Source organism: Micromonospora sp. NPDC049580, assembly GCF_040675595.1.
Taxonomy (GTDB): domain Bacteria; phylum Actinomycetota; class Actinomycetes; order Mycobacteriales; family Micromonosporaceae; genus Micromonospora.
In genome coordinates this window covers 1-1,182 of record NZ_JBFAPG010000830.1, presented here as the reverse complement: position 1 = coordinate 1,182, position 1,182 = coordinate 1, and the positions used below count along the sequence as shown (strand labels likewise).

The 1,182-nt window shown below is 75.5% G+C and carries 2 protein-coding genes; both read right to left on the bottom strand.

Annotated elements, in window-relative coordinates; translation table 11 throughout:
- Positions 1-599, bottom strand: a 599-nt coding sequence (locus AB0J68_RS32410; RefSeq protein WP_363942733.1) for a DUF1015 family protein, incomplete at its 3' end; no start/stop codon positions are given.
- Between the two features lie 88 nt (positions 600-687).
- A partial coding sequence (locus tag AB0J68_RS32405) for a hypothetical protein (protein ID WP_363942730.1) occupies positions 688-1,182 on the bottom strand: 495 nt, incomplete at its 5' end.

Here is a 1,182-nt window from a genome sequence, read left to right as displayed (position 1 = left end):
AGCGCGTCCTGCTCCGGGCCGGGGCCGACCAGCCAGATGGCGTGGGTGCGCCCCGCCTGGTCGGTGTCGGTCGCGGCGGGCGTCCCGGCCGCGTCGGTCGCCGCCGCGAGCGCGGCGTGCAGCTCGTCGCCGCTCCCGGTCTGCAGCAGGAGTACGGGTGAGAGCAGGTGACCCAGCGCATCGGCCAGCGCGACTCGCTCGCGCACCTTGGCGATGAAGACGTCCTCGTTGCGGATGACCAGGCCCGGCTCGTCGGCCCGGGTGGAGATCTGGTCGGTGTCGACCATCGCGAACAGCCCGTACGCCGGTTCCTCGCCCGGGGCGCTGATCCGGTACAGCACGATGACCTGCTCGGCGGGGGTGTAGCTGCCGTCGGCCTTGGCCTCGGCGAGGCGGGCCACCGAGTCCGGCAGCGCGTCGAGGAACGACTTGCCCAGGCTGCCGGGGGCTCGATGCGGCATCTCGATGCCGAGGGCACTGTGCGGGTTCGCCTCGATGATCGCGGTGATCTCCGCGTCGTCGGCGAACTCGTCGTAGTTCTGCGCGCCGGTGCCGCCAGTGGTGATCCAGGCCCGGGCGATCGGATGTACGACCGTCATGCCCACTGACGCTACCGGCGGCGACGTCGCCGGCGACGGGGACCCGCGCGGCGTCCACCAGATGAAAGTGCCGGGCCTGGACGTGATGTCAGCCGGCGCGGCCGGACGCGCCGTTGTGCCGCCGGTGTCGGCCGGCCACGACCGGTCCGGCGTTGCCGCGCCGGCCGTTCGCGACGGGCCCGGTGATGGCGTTGCGCCGGGGTGCGGCCGGCGGTCCCGGCACGGGACGCGGTTCCGGCGGTGGCGCCGGAACGGGTCGCGGGTTCAGCGGCGGCGTCGGCACGGGACGCGGGGCGGTGGGTGCCGGCGGGGGCGGGGCGGGCTCAGCCGGCGCGGCAGCCACCACGACCGGTTCCACGGCCGACGGTACGACCGACTCCGGCGCCACCGGCACCACCGGCGTCGACACGACGGGCGTCGCTGGCGCCGGTGTGACCGGTGCGGGCGTCAGCCGCGAGGTGACCGGCACCCGGGCCACGCCGACCACGATGGGCGGGGCGAGCAGGTCCACCACGTGGGCGGGAAGGTCGGGGCGGACCGTCGGCCAGCGGGAGTCGTCTACCGACCAGTACGCCGCGCCGGG